Below are 14,659 nucleotides of genomic sequence, written 5' to 3' on the forward strand. Positions count from 1 at the left end.
TACCGCGTCCAGCCGCCCTCCCCCGACCACACGCGACCTAGATCCCTGGCGCCTCCCCCGCGGCATCCGCAAGAGTGCAACTGATCGCGTCGTCGACCGCACACGGCGGCGCCCCCGAGGAGTCACCATGGCCGCGCATCCGTCTTCCGCCTCCGCCGCCTCGTATGCTCTCACCCGCGGACGGCCGGTGCGGCGGGCCGCCACCGTGCTCGCCCTCATGGTCTCGGCAACCCTCATGACGTCATGCTTCGGCGGCACCGCCGAGACCGGCGTGCAGAGCGGTGTGCCCGCGACGAGCGATCTGCCCGATGCCGCCGTGCAGGTGATGGAGAAGCCGGAGTACGTGAACGCCGCCTGGCACATCTCGGTCTCCGACCTCGAGACCGGCAGCACCCTGATCGATCTCGCCGGCGACGTCATGGCCGAACCCGCGTCGTTCACCAAGAGCTACAGCGTGGGAGCCGCCTGGCTGCGGTGGGGGCCGGACCACACCGTCACCACACCGGTCAAGCGCACCGGCGAGGTCACCGGGGGCGTGCTGGCCGGCGACCTCGTGCTCGTCGGCAAGGGCGACCTGACCTTGGGCGGTCGCACGAAGGCCGACGGCACCGTTGACTTCGCAAACTTCGACCACAACGACGCCAACCCCGTCCCCGGGGCGACGCTGACGCCGGAGGATCCGCTCACCGGCCTCGACGATCTCGCGGCGCAGGTGAGGGCATCGGGCATCACCTCGGTCACCGGTGGCGTCACCGTCGACGACCGGCTGTTCCAGGGTCAACTCGCCGGCGAGCCGATCACGCCGATCATCGTCAACCAGAACATCCTCGACGTGCTCATCACACCGGGACAGCCCGGAGCGCCGGCCACGGTGGAACTGACGCCCGCCGTCGCCCCGTGGCAGATCGTCAGCAACGTCACGACCGTCGCCGCCGGTGCCGACGCGAAGGTCGATGACCCCGTCGCGGGCGCTCCGGGGCAGATCGTCGTGAACGGCTCGGTCGCGGCCGGGTCCGAGCCGCAGCTCAAGACATTCCTGCTGCGCGACCCGTCGACCTTCGCGCGCACCGCCTTCATCGAGGCGCTCGGACGCGCCGGCGTCTCCGTCGCAGCCGACCCGCTCGCGATCAACGACTCGTCGACGCTGCCCGCGGCGACGACGGTCGACGCCCTGCCGGAGGTCGCTCAGCTGGTGTCGCTCCCCCTCTCAGAAGAGGCCACGTACGTCATGAAGATCAGCTACAACCGCGGCGCGCAGACGCTCATCTGCCTCCTCGCGGTGGATGCCGGCAAGAAGGACTGCGAGGACGGACTCGGTGTCGCGGGGCAGCTCTGGGCCGATGCCGGACTCGACAGCGACGGCGCCTCGCTCGTCGACGGGTCCGGTCTCGCCGGCAACTACATCACGGCCGCCAACGGGGTCGAGCTCCAGCGCGTCATGGCCGCCCGTTCCGACGCCGACCAGTGGAAGAGCACGATGCCCATCCTCGGCGTGGACGGGTCCCTCGCGAGCGTGCAGGCCGACTCCCCCGCGGCAGACAAGGTGTTCGCCAAGACGGGCACGCTCGTCGGCGGCGACCTCATGAACGGCCGGACGAGACTCAACACGAAGGCGCTCGGCGGCGTCATGGAGGCGGAGTCCGGCCGGCGCCTGGCCTTCGTGATCATCGTCAACCAGGGATTCGTCGACGGAATCCAGGGCGTGCTGGCCGCCAACGACGACGTGGGAGCCGTCGCGGCGGCCATCCAGCAGGCCTACTGAGCGGATGCCGCGGGCGCGCCCTCACTCGACGACGAACCCGTCGCCGGGGCCGAAGCGTTCGACGAGGCGGCGCCCTCTGCGATCCCGCGACCGACCGCCTGACCCTGGATGATGGCGCCGAGGTCGAGACCGGTCGCCGCACGCACGCTGTCGAACGTGGCGGTGAGGCTGGAGGACTGCTCGCGGGCCAGATGGGTCGCGGCGGTGTCGCCGCCGACGAGGGTGATGCTTCCGACCTTCTCGTAACCCTTGGCGAACTCCGCCATGAGCTGCGGCAGCTGGCCGATGACCTCGCGGGCGAGGATCGCATCCTGGTTGGCGCGCAGCGCCTCCGCCTCAGCGGCGATGGCCTCGGCGGCCGCATTACCCCGCAGGCGGACCGACTCGGCTTCGGCTTCGGCCTTCAGCCGGACGGCGGTGGCCTCGGCCTCCGCCTGGACCCGCACGGCGGCGGCCTCGGCCGATGCCGACGCCTCCCGCGCCTTGGCCTGGGCGTTCACGGCGTACGCCTCGGCGTCGGCGCGCTCCTGGGCGACCTTGCGATCGGCCTCGGCGCTCTTCTGACGCTTGTAGGTCTCGGCGTCCGTGGCCGACTGCTGGCGGTACTTGTCGGCGTCGGCGGAGGTCTGCTGCTTGTACTTGTCGGCGTCGGCGACCTTCTTCACCTCGGCGTCCAGTCGCGCCTGGGTGTTGTTGGCCTCCTGCAGCAGGACGCCCTGCTCGGCCTCGGCACGGGCGAGGTTCTCGGCCTGCTCGGCCTGGGCGTTCGCGCGACCGACCTCGGACTTCGCTGCAGCGCTGTTCTTGTCGAGCGCGGTCTGCTCGATGAGGTTGGCCTCGTCGGCGGCCAGCTGGCGCTTCTTGACCTCGCGGAGCGCGTCGATCTCGGCCACGTCGGCCTCGCGCTTCACGCGCTGGACCTCCTTGGCGCCGAGCGCGGAGATGTAGTTGTTCTTGTCGGTGATCCCCTGGATCGCGAAGGAGTCGAGCACCAGGCCCTGCGCCAGCAGGTCGCCCGAGATCCCCTCGGCGATCTCGTCGCTGAGCTTCTGGCGGTCCTGCATGACCTGCTCCACCGTCAGCTTGGCGACGACGCCGCGGAGCGCGCCCTCCAGCTGCTCCGTGGTGAAGATGACGATCGCCTCGTCCTGAGAGGCGAAGCGCTCCGCCGCCCGGCGGACCTGGTCGGGCGTCGAGCCGATCTTGACCAGGGCCACACCTGTCAGGTCGATCGTCACCCCGTTGATGGTCTGCGCGGTCGGCTCGAACTTGATCTGGCGCGAGCGGAGCGAGACCTTGTCGGAGCGCTGCGTGAGCTTGTTCACGAACGCGCCGCGACCGCTGATGACGGTCATTTTGTTGGCTTCGCCCTCGGTGCTGTCGCGGGCCTTCTTGCCGACGATCACGATGGCCTCGTCGGCCTTGGGCACCTGGTACCAGGCGCGGAACAGGATGAAGCCGATCAGCAGGATCAGCAGGACGACAGCGACGGCGACGCCGATGCCGATGAGGGCGAACAGGTCCATGGGGTGGTGTCTCCTGATGGGGGCGCCGCCGGATGCGAGCCGATATATCGAACCTATGCGTTCGCGATGAGGTTCGCCTCCTTGTGGCGTCGCCCGAAGCCGAATCGTCCGCGCACGGACGGTGAAGCCGAGCCGCCCCGCCGTCAGCCGAAGCTGAGCTGTCCTCTCACGATGGAGTCGCCCGAGTGCGTGGGATCGCCGTCCACCGGCTCGTCGGAGATGTCCACGAGCACGTACCGGTCGAGATCGACGCCGGACGGGATGGGGAAGGTGCCCTCGTCGCCGTCGAGCACCCCGAGACTGACCAGTGCCGTCGCGTCGGCGGTGATGAGCCACACCTCGCGGTAGCCGCTCGGATCGTCGGGGACGTTCAGCGTGACGGTGACCGTGTCGGCGCCGTCGCTGTCGCGGTCCACGACCGCGGTGCCGCTGGCACCGGGGTGGTCGGGGAACGCGTCCAGCGCGGCCTGCGCGACCGGCGTCGGGGCGAGCTGACGCACCACGGCCCACGTGCCGCCGCCGACACCCAGGACGAGCACGACCGCGGCGGCCAGCATCCACGGGGCGCGGAACGCCGGGCGCCGTCCGCCGGCACGGCGCGACCGTCGCGTCACGGTGTCGGCCGTCCGGGCCGGAGCCGACTCGGGCCGTCCCGCGGGCTCGGCCGTCGCGGAAGCGGCGGGCGCAGCATCCGCCCGTACGTCCTCACTCAGCTGCAGCTCGTCGGCGATGCGCGTCCAGACGACCGGAGCCGGCGTGTCGAGCTCCCCCACGTCGATGGTCGCGCGCCCCACGTCCACGGCATGGCGCAGGCGCGAGAGCTCCTCGCGGCAGCCGGAGCAGTCGTCGATGTGCGCGCGGTCCTCGGGCGACGCGACCGGCTCGCCCATCGCCATGAGGGCGAGGATCTCGGATTCAAGATGCGACATGGGTCACCTCCAGACGTGTCTTCAGGCGAAGCAGACTTCGGCGGATATGGCTCTTCACCGTTCCGAGCGGCATCTGCAGGCGGTCGGAGATCTCCTGGTGCGTGAGATCGTCGAAGAAGGCCAGGCGCATGACGCGCTGCGCGTCCGGCTCCAGACGCTCGAGCTCCCCTGCGACCAGTATCGTCTCGCCGAGGTCGATCTCCGGACCGTGGACCTCATCGACCAGGGCGGTGCGCTGAAGCTCCTCGTGCAGGGCCCGGATGCGGGCACGCGCCTCGTGCGTGTCGGCGATGCGCCGCTTCGCGATGGCGATCAGCCACGTCGACAGCTTCGCCTTCGCGGGATCGAACGACGAACGCGACGTCCACGCCGACACGAAGGTCTTCTGCGTGGCGTCCTCGGCATCGCTGCGATCGCCGAGCGACCGTATCGCGAAGGTGTACACGACCGGCGACCAGCGCCGGTAGATCTCCGCCAGCGCCCGCTCGTCACCGGCACGGAACCGCGCGTCGAGGGCCGACTCGGCGTCCCCGGCTGCGTCATCCATGGGCTCGCCTCCGATCACGACATCGGCGTCGCGACCAGGACGACGTTATCGCGGTAGTGGCCGGTGGACGCATCGAACTCTCCCCCGCACGTCACCAGCACCAGAGAGGCCGGGCCGGTGCGCGCGAAGAGCATGTCGGTGTCGAGGTCGGTCTTGGCGTAGTACGTCACCGTCTCCACCGCCCAGCGCGACTCGACGCCGGCGGCGGACGTCACACGCACCTCGGCTCCTTCGGGAGCATCCCGCAGCGATGCGAAGGGGCCGATCGGGTAATCGGGCGAGTCGATGTGGGCCGCGATGACCGTATTGCCAGCACCCGTGCTCGGCTCGGGGCCGAAGCGGTACCAGCCACCGATCGCGGGGTCCTCGGGGATCTCCATGAAGCCCGTGCCGTCGACGCCGACGGGAACGATCGGGACGTCGATGCCCAGGGCCTCGATGGCCACGCCGGCCGGCGGATCGGATGCTGCGACCGGGGCCGCCGTGGCGGCGGTCCGCGGCACATCCACCGTCGCCGTGGGACGAACGGTCGGCGTGGGCGACGGGGTCGGAGTCGGGGCGGCCGTCTCGACCGGCGCCGTCGCCGGGGGCGCCGGCGTGGAGCAGCCCGCCAGCAGAAGGGCGGCCAGGACGACAGGAAGGAAGCGTTTCACCGGATACCTCGGGTGGGATGCCGGCCGCGGATCACCTGAGCACGTGATCCGCGGCCGAACTCTGTGGACGTTGCAGGTCGCGGGCCGCGCTGGGGGACGCGGCCCGCGACCGCACGATCAGGACTCGACGCGGCGGCGGCGCACCAGCACCGTCGTGGCGACACCGGCCGCAACGACGAGCGCGGAGCCCGTCAGCCAGAGAGCCTGGTTCTGGGCGTCCCGCTGCGCGGCGTAACCGGCCGTGCCGGAGGGCACGCCACCCGGGTTCGAGTGGGCCGTCGGAACCTCCTGCACAGCGAGGGCGAGGTTGCCGTCAGCGGCGCTGCCCCACGCGTAGACGACGGTCAGGGTGCCGTCCTTGATGGCGACGTCTGCCGGGCCGATCACCGGGTCGGTGGTTCCGGCCAGCGCGACGGCGGCCGAGACCGTCCCGGCGGGCAGGTTCAGCGTCGCCTCGTTCGGGTTCTCGAGCATCTGCACGACCGGCGAGCCGCCCGCGAGGATGTCGACGGCGGGAGCCGCAGCCGTGTGGCGGACGGTCAGACGACCTTCGCCGGCCTTGGTCGCGCTGATGTCGTTCGTGAACGCGTTGAGGGCGGGGTTGCCCGAGGCGTCGAGGTTCGCCACGGCGGTGTAGCTGGTGTCAGCGGCCAGGTTCAGCGTGACGGGGCCGAGCAGCGGTGCGCTGGCGTCGGCTGCGTCGGCGGCGGTGACGGCGACCACGTGCTCGCCGGCGGGCACGTCGAGCGGGCCGGCCAGGGTGCCGGGCGTGAAGTCGTCGAGGGTGAGGGCGCCGTCCACGTAGACGTCGACGGTGAGGCCGGGGATGGCGTGCAGGACCGACAGGTCTGCAGAGGACGACGAGATGGCGTTGGCGGGCAGGGCGACGCCGGCGGCCAGCACGATGCCGGCTGCGAGTCCGGCGGTGAGAGTCTTGCGCACGATTTCCTCCTTGACGGGGGGCGGGGGGTCCGCCCGTGTTGTGGAGTTGTTCCGGCGGATGTCGCCGCCTGGATGCACCTGCAGGAGAAAAGTTCCGGAGCCCGTCAGCCGATGCCTTCTCGATAGGGTCGGATCATGACAGAGCCCGAAGAGACATCGGATGCCGGACTCGACCGCTACGTCATCGGCGGGGTGGTCGCGGGTCCGGTCATCGGCATCCTCATCGGGATGATCTTCCCCGCAATCGGCATCGGCTTCGGCATCGCCATGGGGCTGTCGCTGGGCATCGTCGCCGGTGTGATCCTCTGGTTCTTCCGCCGGCCGCGTCGCTGACCACCGCGTAGAGTGCGCGGTATGGCCGACGTCACGATCACCGTCCGCGGCGAGCACGAGACCCGCATCGCGCCCGAGCAGGGCATCGCCCGCATCACCGTGCGCGATGAGGGGCCGGAGCGCGCTCCCGTCCTCGAGCGGATCTCCGTCCTCGCACTCCCCCTCCGCGACGACCTCGCGTCGCGCCTGGCCGCCGGCACGATCGTGGAGTGGTCGAGCGGCCGCGCCGCCGTCTGGTCGGACCGCCCGTGGAACGCGGAGGGCACCCGGCTCGCCCTCGTGCACTACGCCACGATCGACATCTCCGCGACGTTCTCCGATGTGGCGGCGCTGTCGACGTGGCTCTCCGACGTCGCCGAGCGCGACGGCGTGCAGGTCGGCGGCGTGGAATGGGTCCTCACGCCGGCCACCCGCGCCGCTCGCGAGCAGGAGGTCGCGACCGAGGCCGTCCAGGTGGCGGTCGCCCGCGCCACCGCCTATGCCCGGGCGATCGGTCGCGAGACGGTCACCCCCGTCGAGATCGCCGACGTCGGGCTGCTGGGCCACGGCGATGCGCCGGGCATGCCCGCGTCACCGAAGATGATGCGCGCCGCCTTCGGGGCGATGGACGCGTCGTCGGGCCCGGCGATGCAGTTCCAGCCCGAGGAGATCACCCTGACCGCGGCGGTCGAAGCCCGCTTCACGGCCGCCTGACCGCGGCGGTGGGCTCGTCGGCGAAGCGCAGACGCGCTACTCGCCCAGGCGGTTCTTGGAGCGCATCGCGCGCTCGGCCTCGCGCTTGTCCTGGCGCTCGCGCAACGTCTGGCGCTTGTCCCACTCGTGCTTGCCCTTGGCGATGGCGATCTCGACCTTGGCGCGCCCGTCGGAGAAGTACAGCTTCAGCGGGATCAGCGTGTAGCCGCCGGCCGACACCGCGTGGGAGAGCTTGATGATCTCCTCCTTGTGCAGGAGGAGCTTGCGGGTGCGCTTGGTGGAGTGGTTCGTCCAGTGGCCCTGCGAGTACTCCGGGATGTGCACGGCGTCGAGGAAGGCCTGCCCTCCGTCGATGTAGGCGTACCCGTCCGACAGGTTCGCGCGGCCCTGCCGCAGCGACTTGACCTCGGTGCCGGTCAGCACCAATCCCGCCTCGTACGACTTCTCGATGTTGTACTCGTGGCGCGCGCGACGGTTGGTCGCGATGACCTTCTCGCCGCGTTCCCTGGGCATGTCGTACCGTTCCGTGAGCTGTTGCGATGACGCCGCGCGAGCGCGCGGCAGCCCATCAGTCTATCAGCGGGTGCGCGCTCCGGGCGAAGACGTCACGCCCGCAGCCAGCGGCGGATGGCGAATCCGGCCGAGATCGCCGCCAGCACCACGCCGATCACGATGATCACCGGTATGACGACCCAGGCGTCGCTCATGCCTATCCACGTGGTGACGAAGTCGATCCGCTCCCGCAGATACTGGTTCACCCCGAAGTGCACGATCGCCACGACCGCCCCCGACGCGAGCACCGAGCCGATGAAGGCCGCGAACACGCCCTCGAGGATGAACGGGGTCTGGATGAACCGATTGGATGCCCCGACCAGGCGCATGATGCCGATCTCCCGTCGTCGCGCGAAAGCCGACAGGCGGATCGTCGTGGCGATGAGGAGGACGGCCGCGACGAGCATGAGGCCGGCGATCCCCACCGCGATGTAGGTGGCGACGGTGAGACCGGAGAACAGCGGTTCGAGGTATTGGAGCTGGTCCTTCACCTCCTCGACACCGGCCTGACCCGCGAACGCCTCGATGATGACGTCCGACTGCCGCTGGTCGACCAGGTTGATCGAGTACGACTCGTTGAACTGCTCCGGCGAGAGCACGTCCGCGTAGTCCTCGGGGAACAGCTGGAGGGCGTTGTTGTACGCCTCCTCCTGCGTCTCGAAGCGCGAGTCGCGGATGAGCGGCGCGATGGCCGCGCTGTCGAGCTTGGCCTGCACCTCGTCGACCTGCTCCTGCGTCGCGGCCTCGCCGGTGGTGCACGTCGCCGCGGTCGAGACCGGCGCGCACATGTACACCGTCACCTGGGCGCGATCGGCCCAGTAGTCGCGCATCGTGCCGATCTGCATCTGCATGAGGATGGCGGCGCCCACGAAGGTGAGCGAGACGAACGTCACGAGGATGATCGAGATCACCATCGACGCGTTGCGGCGCAGGCCGGACAGCGCCTCGCCCAGGATCAGACGGAACCTCACGAGGTCGGCCCCACTTCTTCTTCGGGTTCGTCTTCGCCGAGGCCCAGCCGATCGGCGACCCCCAGCTCGGTGACGTCGAGTTCCGCGGCATCGATGACCGGAAGGGACTGCGTGGTCGGCGCGTCGGTGCGCGCAAGAGCGGCCTCCAGAGCGGTGGCCTGGGCCGCGGCATCCGCTGCCCCTGCTTCGTGGAGCACCGTGCCGACGGCCTCCTCGGCGGCGACGACGGCCGCATCGACGGCGGCGGGCTCCAGGTGGCCGGCGTCGACCTCGCGGGCGACCTCGAGCACGGCGGTGAGGGCGGCGATGGCCGCGGCGCCCTTCTCGGGCTCCGGGGCGAGGCTCGGCAGGCCGGACGTGTCGCCGTAGCCGCCGCGGCGCTCGTCGCGGACGAGCACGCCGTCGCTGAGCTCGATGACGCGGCGCTGCATCTGGTCGACGAAGCCGGCCTCGTGCGTGGCCATGACCACCGTCGTGCCGTTGGCGTTGATGCGCGCGAGCAGCTGCATGATGTCGACGGATGTGCCGGGGTCGAGGTTTCCGGTCGGCTCGTCGGCGAGGAGCACCTGCGGGCGGTTGGCCAGCGCGCGGGCGATGGCGACGCGCTGCTGCTCGCCGCCGGAGAGCTCGTGCGGGAACCGCTTCTCCTTGCCGTCGAGTCCGACGAGCGCGAGCACCTCGGGCACGGCCTGGCGGATGAAGCCGCTCGAGGACCCGATGACCTGCAGCGTGAAGGCCACGTTCTGGAACACGGTCTTGTTCGGCAGCAGGCGGAAGTCCTGGAAGACCGCGCCGATGTGACGGCGGAAATAGGGCACCTTGCGGTTGGAGAGGGAGCGCATGTCGCGGCCGAGCACGACCACGCGTCCGTCGCTCGGCGTCTCCTCGCGGAGGATCATCCGCAGGCAGGAGGACTTGCCGGAGCCGGACGCGCCGACGAGGAAGACGAACTCGCCCCGGAGCACCTCGAAGTCGACCTCGCTCAGGGCGGGGCGGGAGGTGCCGCGATAGCGCTTCGTGACGTTCTCGAACCTGATCATGGCTCTGAGAGCCTAAGCGCGGCCCCGCGGTGCACCCCGAGCGACACCCGCAGTCGTGGCATCCCGCCCTCTCGGCGCGCCGTCGCGACCGGGTCAGTCCTCGTCGGGACGCTTGCGCCAGCGGATGCCCGCGGCGATGAGGCCGTCGAGGTCGCCGTCGAAGACCGAGGCGGGGTTGCCGACCTCGTAGCCGGTGCGCAGGTCCTTGACGAGCTGCTGGCCGTAGAGGAAGTAGGAGCGCATCTGATCGCCCCAGCTCGCCGTGATCGTGCCGGCCAGCTCCTTCTTCTTCGCCGCCTCCTGCTCGCGCTGCAGGATGAGCAGGCGCGTCTGGAGCACGCGCATCGCGGCGGCGCGGTTCTGGATCTGCGACTTCTCGTTCTGCATCGACACGACGATCCCCGTGGGGAGGTGGGTGATGCGCACGGCGGAGTCGGTGGTGTTGACCGACTGGCCGCCGGGGCCGGACGAGCGGAACACGTCGACGCGGATGTCGCCCTCGGGCACCTCGACCTCGACGGCCTCCTCCATGACGGGGATGACCTCGACGGCGGCAAAGCTCGTCTGGCGCTTGTCGGCGGAGCCGAACGGGCTGATGCGCGCGAGGCGGTGCGTGCCGGCCTCGACCGACAGGGTGCCGTAGGCGTAGGGGGCGTCGATCTCGAAGGTCGCGGACTTGATGCCGGCGCCCTCCGCGAACGAGGTGTCCATGACCTTCACGGGGTACTTGTGACGCTCGGCCCACCGCAGGTACATGCGCATGAGCATCTCGGCGAAATCGGTGGCGTCGTCGCCGCCGGCGCCGGAGCGGATCGTCACGACCGCCGAGCGGTCGTCGTACTCGCCGTCGAGGAGCGTCTGCACCTCGAGCTGGCTGACGGACTCGGTGACCTCGGCGAGCTCCTTGCGGGCCTCGTCGGCGGAGTCCTGGTCGTCCATCTCCATCGCGAGCTCGATGAGCACGTCGAGGTCGTCGAGGCGCCGCTCGATGGCGGTGATGCGCGCGAGCTCGGACTGACGGTGGCTCAGCGCGCTCGTGACCTTCTGCGCCTTGTCGGTGTCGTCCCACAGGTCGGGGGCGCCGGCCTCCTCGCTGAGGCGGGCGATCTCCGCGGCGAGCGCGTCGACATCCACCACCGCCTTGATGTCGGCGAAGGTGGAGCGGACGGCCTGGATGTCGGCGGAAAGATCGAGATCGAGCATGACAGTCCAGACTAACGTGGATGCGGTGACAGACCGCGCCGGAACGATCCTCCTGCGGTTCGGGCCCATGGTCTACGGGCCCACCGTGCTCTTCGCGCTCGGCGAGGGTGCGGTCATCCCCCTCATCCCGGTGATCGCCTCGCGGCTCGGCGCGGATGTCGCGACCGCCGCCCTCATCGCCTCGGCGCTCGTCGTCGGGCAGCTCGTCGGCAACCTCCCCGCGGGCTACGCCGTGGCGCGCGTCGGCGAGCGGATCACCATGGTGATCGCCGGATCCGTCGCCCTCGTCGGCTTGGCCGGGCTGCTGCTCGCCCCGAGTCTGGGCGTGTTCGCGGCATCCATCTTCGTCATCGGCTTCTGCGCCGCGGCGTTCGGGCTGGCGCGCCACTCCTTCATGACGACCCGTGTGCCGCTCGCATTCCGCGCGCGGGCGCTGTCACTGCTGGGCGGATCGTTCCGCCTCGGCATGTTCGTGGGGCCCTTCATCGCCGCCGCGCTGCTGGCGGTGTTCGGCGACGAGCACGCGGCGGTGTGGTTCTTCGCCGCCTGTCTCATCGCGACGATCCTGCTCGTGCTCCTCGGTCCGGACCCGGAGAAGCAGCCGCCGCTGACAACCGGCGCGATTCCGGATGCTGCGGCCTCCGGTCCGCGCACGGCCACCGAGTCCTCCCGCCGCGCCGGCTTGCCGGACGACAGCGGCGAGGCGGTGACCGGGTCGATCCCGACCGTCGAGCGCGTCGGCGTGTTCCGGACGATGTGGCGTCACCGGCGGGTGCTGTCGCGACTGGGGCTGGCCGCGGCATCCCTGTCGGCCATCCGCTCGACGCGCCAGGTGGTGCTGCCGCTGTGGGGCGTGTCGATCGGGCTCGACGCCCAGACGATCGCGCTCGTCGTGGGCGTCTCGGGGGCGATCGATTTCGCCCTCTTCTACGCCAGCGGACAGGTGATGGACCGGTTCGGCCGCCTGTGGGCCGCCCTCCCGGCGATGCTGCTGATGAGCGCCGGCTTCATCGCCCTGGCCTTCACCCACGACCTCGCGTCGTCGGCGATGTGGTTCGCGCTCTTCGCCGCCGTGCTCGGCGTCGGCAACGGCCTGTCGAGCGGCATCCTGCTGACCCTCGGCGCCGACGTCGCTCCACCCGCCGACCCGGCGCCGTTCCTCGGCTCGTGGCGGACGCTGACCGACGCCGGCGGGGCGGTCGCGCCGCTGCTCGTCTCGGGGATCGCCGCCGTGTCATCGCTCGCCATCGCGACCGGGGCCGTCGGCGTGCTCGGGCTGCTGGGCGCCGGCGCATTCTTGCGGTGGGTTCCGCGCTTCGTGCCGCGCGCGACGCCGGACTGACCGCCGCGCGCGCGGATATGCGTCCGCCGGTCAGCGCAGGGCGGTCCGGCTCGTCGCCGTCGCCTCGAGTGCGAGCCCGTCGGGCACGAACAGCGACACCACTGGTGGGTACCACCTCCCCGCGATCGCCGCGCAGCGGCAGCGCCGCGTCGTGCAGCTCGACAACGTCGTCACCCTTGACAGGAAGATCAGCGACCTGAAGGCTCGGCTCGGTCGCGTGACGGTGCGCTGGTCAGGAAGCGGGATGCCTGACGCAGCCTACGAGGCCGCGGTGGCGCAGCTCGACGCCGATCTAGCCGGGCTGGTGGAACGGCGCCGGCATGCCGGTCCTGCGCCCGCCGTCGAGGTCGACCCACGCGAGCTCGCTATCCGCTTGACCGAGCTGTGGGATGACCTCACCGTCATCGAGAAGCGCAACCTGCTGCGCCCGCTCATCCACCGGGTGCGGATCCTGAAACCCGCCCGTCAGGGCAAAGGGGTGTGGCGAGACCGCGTCGACGTCATACCCGCCTGGGGGCCCGCTGCCGGTTGATGCACCCGACGCCGCCGCCGCACAGCTGTCCAGGTGCCCTGGATTAGCAACAGGATGAGTCCGCCGATGACGAGGACGACTGAGGTGGTCGTCCAGCCACCTAGGAGTCCTGGAAGCAGTCCGAGGAGAACGAATACAATGCCCAGAGCAAACCCGCCGCACATCTGAGCTGTCGCACTCGTGCCCTCATCCGAATCGGTCACGGCTTCATCTTGCACCTCTGCGACAATCAGCGCGTAAAGCCAGCGTGGGAGCGACACGACTTCGCCACCTACGCCGCGGCACTTCCCGGCGTTCGTCGTCTGATTCGGGCTCAGCGCATCCTTCTGATCTGCGCCGGCATCAGTGTTGGCGTTCCGCTCCTGATTGCCCTCACCGGCGGGCCGATATTGCTGATGGCTTTGACCCCTATCGTCACGGCGGTCCTCACCGCAGCATCCGGCTTTTGCCTGCAGCGAGCCGCTGCGGTCGAACGACTCGCCATCGCACGGTGGGTGATCGCCGCCGAGCGGTTCTCCTAGTCACGCAGGAGGCGCCTGGTATGAAGGCTGCATGAGTGGATGCGAGGGCCGATGGCTCCTGCTCGGTCTTCTCGGCGGAGTCGCCCTCGTGGTGCTGTGCCTTGGACGATGGATCTTCGAATTCATGACGGACTTCAACCGCGCGCAGGGCGGTTTGAACGGCCGCCTAGCCGGCGCTGCCCCGAAATGGTCTTCGCACACCATGGGCATAGGTATGGCGATCTGCGCTGTCTTGAGCTACTTCGAGTGGGCTCGCGCCTGCCCGCCGTTTCACCCTGACATCCTGGCCGTGTCGGTGGTTGTTGGCTCCCTGCTCCTAGCGACGGTTGCCACGGCTCTACTTGCTCGGAGAAGGTGGACGGTCGACCACATGTTCGATGCCGGTGCGATCTTGTCGCTGGGTCAAGAACATGCGGTGCGAGCCGCAAGACGAAGGGCGGCTCCGGGTCCCGTAGCCCTCATGGCGGTCGCCGTCGCGCTGTTCGCCCTTTATGCCTTCATCGCTTGAGCACAGCTCAGATCTCAGTTCGGCCCTGGAGGTGCTGTCGGTTGACGAACAACGACGTGCAACTTAAGACGACGACACTAACGGCTACGGCTTGAGAAGTCGGGACGCAGCCTCTGCGGTCGTCGTCGCGTTCGGGCGAGTGGCCGCAGTTCTCCATCGAGGAAGGCAAGTGCCGCGAAGGCTGTTACATGATTCACGGTCACCCGCTGGCTTCCCATCGGAAGGGCGTAGGCGGGGTTACGGAATGTTGCCGCGATGCCATGAATCAGCCCCAGCTCTTCTTCGGAGAGCTTCAGAACCCGCTCGGCTAAATCGTCTTCGCCGTAGTCCCACAAGCTTCCCGCGGCTTGGGGAGCCGAGAAGAAAACTCGGAGGGCCTTGTACCCCCTCATGGCGGCGACGATTGTCGGGTCGAAGCGCGCAGCCATGGCTGGATCGAGAACGACTTCGTCGCCCTTCTCGAGCAGCTCGTCGTAGTCGTAGATGACTGCGTCCTCGCCGCTGTCTTCTACCTTCGAGCTCGTTCCCGACACATCCATGTTCGAGACGATAGTCCCGATGTTGTGAACGGTTGCGACCAAAGGTCGTGACCGAAGTCTGCCCGG

Annotated in this window: 17 protein-coding genes; 7 read left to right on the plus strand and 10 right to left on the minus strand. The window is 69.7% G+C overall.

Annotated features, from left to right (window positions below; all coding sequences use genetic code 11):
* Window positions 1-127: 127 nt before the first annotated feature.
* On the plus strand, window positions 128-1,762 hold the full coding sequence (dacB, locus tag CVS47_RS08705; RefSeq protein WP_127095733.1) for a D-alanyl-D-alanine carboxypeptidase/D-alanyl-D-alanine endopeptidase: 1,635 nt from the start codon (window positions 128-130) through the stop codon (window positions 1,760-1,762).
* On the opposite strand, the gene CVS47_RS08710 is transcribed toward dacB, so the two are convergent.
* The 5 genes from CVS47_RS08710 to CVS47_RS08730 all read right to left on the minus strand — a co-directional run bounded on the left by CVS47_RS08710 (window position 1,756) and on the right by CVS47_RS08730 (window position 6,359).
* Window positions 1,756-3,288, minus strand: coding sequence for an SPFH domain-containing protein (locus CVS47_RS08710; protein WP_127095734.1), 1,533 nt, complete (start codon window positions 3,286-3,288; stop codon window positions 1,756-1,758). The two genes, dacB and CVS47_RS08710, sit on opposite strands and share 7 nt — an antisense overlap.
* Window positions 3,289-3,431: 143 nt before the next feature.
* The gene (locus CVS47_RS08715; RefSeq protein ID WP_127095735.1) at window positions 3,432-4,217 is read right to left on the minus strand and encodes an anti-sigma factor; all 786 of its coding nucleotides are present in this window, start codon (window positions 4,215-4,217) and stop codon (window positions 3,432-3,434) included.
* The gene (locus CVS47_RS08720) at window positions 4,204-4,764 is read right to left on the minus strand and encodes an RNA polymerase sigma factor (protein ID WP_127095736.1); all 561 of its coding nucleotides are present in this window, start codon (window positions 4,762-4,764) and stop codon (window positions 4,204-4,206) included. The genes CVS47_RS08715 and CVS47_RS08720 overlap by 14 nt, the downstream gene beginning before the upstream one ends.
* Window positions 4,765-4,778: 14 nt before the next feature.
* Window positions 4,779-5,417, minus strand: coding sequence for a class F sortase (locus CVS47_RS08725; protein WP_241240080.1), 639 nt, complete (start codon window positions 5,415-5,417; stop codon window positions 4,779-4,781).
* Between the two features lie 117 nt (window positions 5,418-5,534).
* The gene (locus CVS47_RS08730) at window positions 5,535-6,359 is read right to left on the minus strand and encodes a DUF4397 domain-containing protein (RefSeq protein ID WP_127095737.1); all 825 of its coding nucleotides are present in this window, start codon (window positions 6,357-6,359) and stop codon (window positions 5,535-5,537) included.
* A 135-nt stretch (window positions 6,360-6,494) separates the two neighbouring features.
* Here CVS47_RS08730 and CVS47_RS08735 point away from each other — a divergent pair, with 135 nt between their 5' ends.
* Window positions 6,495-6,692 (plus strand): hypothetical protein, encoded by a 198-nt coding sequence (locus CVS47_RS08735; protein ID WP_127095738.1) that lies wholly within the window; start codon window positions 6,495-6,497, stop codon window positions 6,690-6,692.
* A 21-nt stretch (window positions 6,693-6,713) separates the two neighbouring features.
* Entirely contained in the window at window positions 6,714-7,385 is a 672-nt protein-coding gene (locus tag CVS47_RS08740) for an SIMPL domain-containing protein (RefSeq protein ID WP_127095739.1), read from the plus strand.
* Window positions 7,386-7,421: 36 nt separating this feature from the next.
* Here the strand turns inward: CVS47_RS08740 and smpB are convergent, their stop codons facing one another.
* The 4 genes from smpB to prfB all read right to left on the minus strand — a co-directional run bounded on the left by smpB (window position 7,422) and on the right by prfB (window position 11,151).
* Window positions 7,422-7,898, minus strand: a complete 477-nt coding sequence (smpB, locus tag CVS47_RS08745; protein WP_127095740.1) for an SsrA-binding protein SmpB — start codon at window positions 7,896-7,898, stop codon at window positions 7,422-7,424.
* 92 nt (window positions 7,899-7,990) lie between these two features.
* Window positions 7,991-8,908: a permease-like cell division protein FtsX gene (gene ftsX, locus CVS47_RS08750; protein ID WP_127095741.1), complete on the minus strand. Its 918-nt coding sequence runs from the start codon at window positions 8,906-8,908 to the stop codon at window positions 7,991-7,993.
* Window positions 8,905-9,948, minus strand: coding sequence for a cell division ATP-binding protein FtsE (gene ftsE, locus CVS47_RS08755; RefSeq protein ID WP_127095742.1), 1,044 nt, complete (start codon window positions 9,946-9,948; stop codon window positions 8,905-8,907). The genes ftsX and ftsE overlap by 4 nt, the downstream gene beginning before the upstream one ends.
* 93 nt (window positions 9,949-10,041) lie before the next feature.
* Window positions 10,042-11,151 (minus strand): peptide chain release factor 2, encoded by a 1,110-nt coding sequence (gene prfB, locus CVS47_RS08760; RefSeq protein WP_127095743.1) that lies wholly within the window; start codon window positions 11,149-11,151, stop codon window positions 10,042-10,044.
* Here prfB and CVS47_RS08765 point away from each other — a divergent pair.
* The 4 genes from CVS47_RS08765 (at window position 11,150) to CVS47_RS08780 (ending at window position 14,054) form a co-directional block, all read left to right on the plus strand.
* Window positions 11,150-12,493 (plus strand): MFS transporter, encoded by a 1,344-nt coding sequence (locus CVS47_RS08765; protein WP_127095744.1) that lies wholly within the window; start codon window positions 11,150-11,152, stop codon window positions 12,491-12,493. The genes prfB and CVS47_RS08765 overlap by 2 nt on opposite strands.
* A gap of 151 nt (window positions 12,494-12,644) precedes the next feature.
* Window positions 12,645-13,025, plus strand: a complete 381-nt coding sequence (locus CVS47_RS08770) for a hypothetical protein (protein ID WP_127095745.1) — start codon at window positions 12,645-12,647, stop codon at window positions 13,023-13,025.
* Window positions 13,026-13,237: 212 nt separating this feature from the next.
* Entirely contained in the window at window positions 13,238-13,546 is a 309-nt protein-coding gene (locus CVS47_RS08775; protein ID WP_127095746.1) for a hypothetical protein, read from the plus strand.
* 31 nt (window positions 13,547-13,577) lie between these two features.
* Window positions 13,578-14,054, plus strand: a complete 477-nt coding sequence (locus CVS47_RS08780; RefSeq protein WP_127095747.1) for a hypothetical protein — start codon at window positions 13,578-13,580, stop codon at window positions 14,052-14,054.
* Window positions 14,055-14,131: 77 nt separating this feature from the next.
* Here the strand turns inward: CVS47_RS08780 and CVS47_RS08785 are convergent, their stop codons facing one another.
* Window positions 14,132-14,635: a hypothetical protein gene (locus CVS47_RS08785; protein WP_127095748.1), complete on the minus strand. Its 504-nt coding sequence runs from the start codon at window positions 14,633-14,635 to the stop codon at window positions 14,132-14,134.
* Between the last annotated feature and the right edge of the window lie 24 nt (window positions 14,636-14,659).

Origin of the sequence: Microbacterium lemovicicum, assembly GCF_003991875.1 — a bacterium.
Classification (GTDB): Bacteria; Actinomycetota; Actinomycetes; order Actinomycetales; family Microbacteriaceae; genus Microbacterium; species Microbacterium lemovicicum.

Bases quoted from the DNA above. Each gene is read 5' to 3' on its own strand.
- dacB (WP_127095733.1), top strand. From the start codon at position 128: ATGGCCGCGCATCCGTCTTCCGCCTCCGCCGCCTCGTATGCTCTCACC.
- CVS47_RS08710 (WP_127095734.1), bottom strand. From the start codon at position 3,288: ATGGACCTGTTCGCCCTCATCGGCATCGGCGTCGCCGTCGCTGTCGTC.
- CVS47_RS08715 (WP_127095735.1), bottom strand. From the start codon at position 4,217: ATGTCGCATCTTGAATCCGAGATCCTCGCCCTCATGGCGATGGGCGAG.
- CVS47_RS08720 (WP_127095736.1), bottom strand. From the start codon at position 4,764: ATGGATGACGCAGCCGGGGACGCCGAGTCGGCCCTCGACGCGCGGTTC.
- CVS47_RS08735 (WP_127095738.1), top strand. From the start codon at position 6,495: ATGACAGAGCCCGAAGAGACATCGGATGCCGGACTCGACCGCTACGTC.
- CVS47_RS08740 (WP_127095739.1), top strand. From the start codon at position 6,714: ATGGCCGACGTCACGATCACCGTCCGCGGCGAGCACGAGACCCGCATC.
- smpB (WP_127095740.1), bottom strand. From the start codon at position 7,898: ATGCCCAGGGAACGCGGCGAGAAGGTCATCGCGACCAACCGTCGCGCG.
- ftsE (WP_127095742.1), bottom strand. From the start codon at position 9,948: ATGATCAGGTTCGAGAACGTCACGAAGCGCTATCGCGGCACCTCCCGC.
- CVS47_RS08765 (WP_127095744.1), top strand. From the start codon at position 11,150: ATGACAGTCCAGACTAACGTGGATGCGGTGACAGACCGCGCCGGAACG.
- prfB (WP_127095743.1), bottom strand. From the start codon at position 11,151: ATGCTCGATCTCGATCTTTCCGCCGACATCCAGGCCGTCCGCTCCACC.
- CVS47_RS08780 (WP_127095747.1), top strand. From the start codon at position 13,578: ATGAGTGGATGCGAGGGCCGATGGCTCCTGCTCGGTCTTCTCGGCGGA.